8 protein-coding genes and 1 tRNA gene are annotated in these 5658 nt (G+C 46.0%); 3 read left to right on the top strand and 6 right to left on the bottom strand.

All coding sequences use genetic code 11. The annotated features are described in order from the left end of the window. Nucleotides 1–201, top strand: a 201-nt coding sequence (locus ACYVRH_RS10480) for a PIN domain-containing protein (protein ID WP_461256860.1), incomplete at its 5' end; no start/stop codon positions are given. Between the two features lie 93 nt (nt 202–294). Here ACYVRH_RS10480 and ACYVRH_RS10485 read toward each other — a convergent pair. Genes ACYVRH_RS10485 through ACYVRH_RS10500 form a run of 4 tightly spaced genes read right to left on the bottom strand, consistent with a single transcriptional unit; the run spans nt 295 to nt 2269 of the window. Beyond that, on the bottom strand, nt 295–444 hold the full coding sequence (locus ACYVRH_RS10485; RefSeq protein ID WP_461256861.1) for a hypothetical protein: 150 nt from the start codon (nt 442–444) through the stop codon (nt 295–297). An 8-nt stretch (nt 445–452) separates the two neighbouring features. Beyond that, on the bottom strand, nt 453–602 hold the full coding sequence (locus tag ACYVRH_RS10490) for a hypothetical protein (RefSeq protein WP_461256862.1): 150 nt from the start codon (nt 600–602) through the stop codon (nt 453–455). Next, a complete protein-coding gene (locus ACYVRH_RS10495; RefSeq protein ID WP_461256863.1) occupies nt 583–768 on the bottom strand; it encodes a hypothetical protein in 186 nt (61 codons plus the stop codon). The genes ACYVRH_RS10490 and ACYVRH_RS10495 overlap by 20 nt, the downstream gene beginning before the upstream one ends. Continuing rightward, entirely contained in the window at nt 755–2269 is a 1515-nt protein-coding gene (locus ACYVRH_RS10500) for an SUMF1/EgtB/PvdO family nonheme iron enzyme (RefSeq protein WP_461256864.1), read from the bottom strand. Before ACYVRH_RS10500 ends, ACYVRH_RS10495 begins: the two co-directional genes overlap by 14 nt. Nucleotides 2270–2466: 197 nt before the next feature. On the opposite strand from ACYVRH_RS10500, the gene ACYVRH_RS10505 reads away from it, so the two are divergent. After that, nucleotides 2467–2539: transfer RNA gene (locus ACYVRH_RS10505), tRNA-Lys, on the top strand. Between the two features lie 249 nt (nt 2540–2788). Here ACYVRH_RS10505 and ACYVRH_RS10510 read toward each other — a convergent pair. Together ACYVRH_RS10510 and ACYVRH_RS10515 are read right to left on the bottom strand one after the other, a co-directional pair. Continuing rightward, nucleotides 2789–4291, bottom strand: coding sequence for an NFACT RNA binding domain-containing protein (locus ACYVRH_RS10510; RefSeq protein ID WP_461256865.1), 1503 nt, complete (start codon nt 4289–4291; stop codon nt 2789–2791). 163 nt (nt 4292–4454) lie between these two features. Continuing rightward, the gene (locus tag ACYVRH_RS10515) at nt 4455–4820 is read right to left on the bottom strand and encodes a helix-turn-helix domain-containing protein (RefSeq protein ID WP_461256867.1); all 366 of its coding nucleotides are present in this window, start codon (nt 4818–4820) and stop codon (nt 4455–4457) included. 106 nt (nt 4821–4926) lie between these two features. On the opposite strand from ACYVRH_RS10515, the gene ACYVRH_RS10520 reads away from it, so the two are divergent. Next, a partial coding sequence (locus tag ACYVRH_RS10520) for a hypothetical protein (RefSeq protein ID WP_461256866.1) occupies nt 4927–5658 on the top strand: 732 nt, incomplete at its 3' end.

The following is a 5658-nucleotide window of genomic DNA, read 5'->3' on the forward strand; positions in this document are numbered from 1 at the left end:
ATAGGCGGGATACTTTCCAAAATAACCGTAGCCGACCACGCAATAGATTTATACCGAGGCTTGAGAAAGAAAGGAATAACAATACGAAAACCGTATGATTGCTTGATAGCCTCCTATGCAATTCTTGAAGACATTTATCTTTTACATAATGATTCAGATTTTACGCAAATGGTAAACAACAGTAAATTAAAAGTTTGGTAAAAATTCACGTTCAATTAAAAGTTCAAGCCAAAGAAAACGCGAAGCCAAGGGTTCGCGCACCGTAACCGACACCACTTTTTCCTTATCTTTGATTTATTTCAACAAATTCTTGTCATCGTCCTGACGGCAATCTTGGATGTCGTCTACAAAAACAGTATCATTGACAATTTGATAAACAATTCGATAACGGCCATAAGATAATTTGTATCGGTACTTCCCAGATTCAATATAGGGCCTGTCCAAATATGGATTTATCTGAGGGTTGGTTTCAAGCTGTTTTCTTGTTTATATTCAGACGCAGAAATATCAGGAAAATTAACAATGACTTCACATTCTTTAATAGGCGGGATACTTTCCAAAATAACCGTAGCCCCATTATATCTACCTTTTACCGCAAGCATAATAATCCTCCATCTTCAATATATTCTTTTTCTCCCAAATCAGCAAGAGCCGCCGCAACGCCACCGCGCCTACCACACCGCTCCATGCCCAGCCTTCGCTCACTCCATTCGCTACGGCGCGGGCATTCCGCTCCTTACTTGAGCCTGTTAAACTAGGGGCGGACAAGCCGGAAGCCGCCTCGGCGGTTGTACGGGCTTTCTGTGAACCGAAACGCGGAACGCACCATCGCACCATTGTCGCCCTCACTCCCACCACGAACCACGCGGACAGTCCCCGAGGACGCGCCCATCGGATCGGTCTGCGACCCGCTCGAATAATTACCATACCAGTCCCAACACCAATCCCATACGTTCCCATGCATATCGTATAAACCCCATGTATTGGCGGGCTTTTCTCCTACAGGATGAGTCTTATAACCGCTGTTCGTAGAGTACCAACCGGTGTTATCGTTTATGATCGCTCCGGTATTATATGCGGTAGTTGTCCCCGCCCGGCAGGCGTATTCCCATTCAGCTTCCGTAGGCAGACGGTAGCCGTTAGCACCTCGGTTCCATGTTACGTTATCGCCGTTTCTGGTATACGCCGGAGTTAATCCTTCCTTCTGGCTCCTCTTGTTGCAGTACTCTACTGCGTCATACCAGCTTACATTTTCCACAGGCAGATTGTCCCCCTTAAAATCACTGGGATTTGTCTCCATTATTTCCTTATATTCCTTTTGCGTTACCTCGTATCTTCCCATGTAAAAACTGCTCACCGTCACCTGATGTTGAACTTCATTACTACTACGGCCTGGCTCGTTGGTGGGACTGCCCATTGTAAAGGTTCCGCCTTGTATGCGTACCATGTTGGCGGAGATGGATGCAGACTGTTGCGTGATTGTTGATTGCGTTGTTTGAGTGGTTACCGTCGTCGTCGCTACTTGCGGTTTACTGCCGAGATACGCTTGACCCGCAAACTGGTTATAGACAGCAGGGCGCTGTTGGCTGTTACTGGTGCGGACTACGTCGCCCATTGTAAGACGGAAGACTTCCGCTACTTCAATGCCGGGGGTTTTTAGACGCTCCAGCAAGTGGCCGGTAAAAAGGCCGTTTCTGCCAGTGCCGTCAGAGGCGGTAGAACCGGCGCTCGTAGCATATACGATGATGCTGTCCGCAGGCTGGTTGCCCACCACTTGCAAGCCTCGGCTGCCTGAGCGTTTCCATGCGAAGGGGTTGTCTCTGCAAGCGTCAAGGACTACCACGTTCAAATCGTTTCCCGCATTGTTCAGTTCGTCAAGCATTTCCTGCACGGAAATCGACTGTCTGCGGAGAAAACTTTCACTTTGAATATTAGCGTCAACGGGTATCAGGTAGTTCTCTCCATTGGACTGCACCCCGTGGCCAGCGTAAAAGAAAAAGCCGTAAGAATTTTTCGACCCCTTCAACCTTTTTTTAAGGTTCACTATCCCGTTTTCCATTTGGGACAGGTTCCCGTTCAGCACTTTCTCCACGGTAAAACCAAGCCCCTGGAGAGCGGTAGCCATATCGTTAGCGTCATTTACAGGATTGTTGAGTTTAGTAATATTAGTATAAGCCCCATTACCGATAACCAGTGCGTATTTCTGTTGCGCGAAAAGACCCGCAGTGAGGAAAAACGCTAATGTAATAAGAACTGCAATTTTTTTCATTTTATACTCCCCGAATAAGTAAAAATATACCATAAAACAGTGAGAAGTGAGCAGTGAGCAGTGAGCAGTATTTAGTATTGTTGCTTGTAAGATTATCTTACTTACCTGCTCACTGCCCACTGTTCACTGCTCACTATCTCCTACTTGATTTTTTTTTAATAAATTTATATCTTTTACAAAGACTAAATTAAGGTCATGGGCCGCTAGCTCAGTTGGCAGAGCATCGCCCTTTTAAGGCGGTGGTCGGGGGTTCGAATCCCGCGCGGCTCACTTATAAAAAAACGAAAAAACTCGCCGCCAGGTGAGTTTTTTCGTTTTGTGAGCCGCGCGGGATTCGAAGGGTTTTTACGTGCCAACGGCAAACGCGCAGGATGCGCGTTTAGTAAAAACCCCGGCCTGGAATGAGGCAACAGGATGTTGCCGAATGGAAGGCGAATCCCGCGCGGCTCACTTATAAAAAAACGAAAAAACTCGCCGCCAGGTGAGTTTTTTTGTGAGTTGGTTTCGTTATGACTCTTTCTACAATGTTATTTTACAGTTTTCCAACGAGCGCAAACGCTCTTCTTCAACTTTGACATGGAGATTTTTCTCCTGAGTGGGGATAACAAGCCCTTTTGGCCCGTTTTTGGCTCGCCTTAAATATTTTACCTGTGTGTAGAATAAATCGCCTTCGCCGTTATTTCTGCCCTTTGAATAAAAAATCGCAAGGTTTCCGGCATCCAGCAGTATCTCTAACGGAACCGATTTTCCAGCCCGTTGTTTTATAAACACATAGGAGCCGTGATAATCCCTCGCGTGGAGCCACATATCGTTCCCCTTTACATGGCGGCGCAAAAGTTCGTCGTTTTCATTTGCGTCCCTGCCAACAATGATAAGCCAATCGCCTTGTTTAAACGCAAGCCCCACACGCGCCTTTTCCTTTTTTGCCGAAGACGCTCTCGGCGCGGAAACGCCCGTCTTTAGCAGTTTTGCCAAAATTAACGGATTAGTTTCGCCTAACAAGCGTTCTAATCTGTCGGTTACTTCTTTAAGTTCCCTCTCCCCGCTTTCTATTTCCCGCTGAACATCGGCAAGCCCGTTCTTCGCCTTACGGTATTTTTCATAGTATTTCTGCGCCTGCGCCGAAGGGCTGACACGCGGCTCAAGCTCTATGCGAATATTTTCGCCTTCATACTCTGTTTCCAGCCATTTATCATCAGGTTTAATATTCGCTATATTGGAAAGAATAATATCGCCGTAAGTTTTTAACCGGTTCGAGTCCGCGAAAGACGTTTCTTTTTCCCGCAGCCGCTCAAGCGCCGCGCTGATTCTGCCCATACTGCCTTCGCAGGTTTTCCTTGCCTGTTCCCTTAACGCTTCAAGTGAAAGAGCGCCTCCCTGCGCGGCGTAAAACTCATCGATCTTTTTATTGAAGGAACCTTCTCCTAGGAGGGTGCGTATCTCATAAGTGCGAATTTCATGGGAGCGTACTTCACGGGCGCGAATGTCATTTTCGCTATCAGGCTTTAATTTGACAGGTTTAGCTTCGATGTTCTCCGGCGAATAACTTCCGCCCGTGACTTCGCCGCGCTTGGGCAGACGGCGCATTGCGTCTAACACAACGCCGCTGTCATCGGTAACGATAAAATTTGCCGCGTTTGACCAAAGACGGATATACAGTTTATAAATAGCCGTCTGCGAAGAGTTTTTTTCGTCATCAGTATTTATTGTTCTTTTTACGGTTATTCGCACAATGCGATTATCCCCTATCTGCGCCGCTTCCGTTATCCAGCCGTTTACAATCTTTGACGACAAAAATTGCGCGAAACGCAGGGGCTTGTCGCTTTTTGGAACGGCGCGAAAAGTCTCGTGCAGTCTGCACGCGCCGGGACTTAGCGAAACAAGCAACTGTTTTGTCTCCCCTTTTTTATGCAGACGCAAAATTATCACGCCAAACGCGCTCTGCACGGCGCTCTGAATTTGCGCCCCCTCAAGGGCGAGTTCTTCGAGAATTAAATTGATTTCTTTCCAGTTCAGGGACATGGGGGTAGTATAGCATAGTATTAATCGAAGAATTTCTCACACGCTCAATAAACGCACGGCGTAGCCGTGTAAGATTAATAATACCGCACAGCGTAGCACCAATAAATGCCGCTGTCTGTAATAAAAGCAAGGTCGCCTTTAGGTGACCGACAGTGCGAGAAGATCACAAAGAAGAAGAGTGTTTACGTTCATTATCTGCGGCGGTTTTTATCATTGCTTTAATTGGCACTAGAATTTCATCGGGCAAGACTGATAAATCATCCAGTATTTCTCTGAATTGCAGATAGCCTGAAATGTCTATAGATTTTTTGTATTCCTTGCCGGTTACCAGATATTCCACCGAGACACCCAGAACCGAGGCTATTTTTACCGCCGTATCGGCAGGCGGCATGGATTGTTGCGCCCCTAAATAAGCGTCTAAAGCCCGTTTTTTTATGCCTGCTTTTGCGGCAAATTCCTTCCGATTGAGGCCAATATATTCAATTTCAGAACGAAGCCTCTGCGCAAAATCGGGATATATTGAAAAAATAACATAATTATGTCATAAGAAAGTGGACAAAATACATAATTATGAATATAATAGTAAAAATACATATTTATGTATTGATAATCTTTTAAGCTGAAAGGAGTTTTTTATGAAAAGAATGAAAAAAATTGCGATGTTTGCATCCGTATTGGCGGCTGTAATCCTGTTATTTTCTTGCGGTTCAGGTGGTGATCCTGATCCAAAACTGGATCCGCCGGATTCGGAACCGGATTTTACCAGCCACAACACCGATTATTCGATTTTGGTGCGGAACAACACCAATGAGCGGCTTGTGGCTTTTCAAGGCGATCTTGTTGCGAGTAAATTAATAGGCGGCATTCCGGCTCATGCCACTAACCACGGACTGCCGAAAGACCTGGTCCTGTTTGACGTAACCAAAGATTTTCCCATGATTATTCTTACCGAGGCGCAGTATAACGCGAATAAGAACAATCTTATTTCTCAGAAGAATACGCCTTTTACCCGCGTGTATGTTTTCTATAACAGAAGTGGGGATAATACATCGGTTTACGAAATAGCCGAAGGTCTTGGCGGAAATAATTCTTTTATAATCACCAACACATCAGTCAGCATTAACGTGGAACTGCGCGTCAACGGTCCTGCGGGAGAGACGATTGGTTTCGCCCCGGCCGGCATACTCAATACAACCCTTAAATTGCAGGACGGCGATTACAGTATTTTCCCGGTCTTCAAACGGTACAACAGAGACCGCGACGTAATAGAAACGGTATACCCCAAGAATGGATCAGGTACCGGTGCGTGGTATCAAGAATACTCCTTTTCAAACGGTAACAGACAGGACATGAATCTGAAAAACCTC

It is taken from the genome of Treponema sp. R80B11-R83G3, from assembly GCF_054786115.1.

Coding starts and splice junctions, on each gene's coding strand:
- ACYVRH_RS10500 (WP_461256864.1), bottom strand. CDS start 2,269: ATGAAAAAAATTGCAGTTCTTATTACATTAGCGTTTTTCCTCACTGCG.
- ACYVRH_RS10490 (WP_461256862.1), bottom strand. CDS start 602: ATGCTTGCGGTAAAAGGTAGATATAATGGGGCTACGGTTATTTTGGAA.
- ACYVRH_RS10510 (WP_461256865.1), bottom strand. CDS start 4,291: ATGTCCCTGAACTGGAAAGAAATCAATTTAATTCTCGAAGAACTCGCC.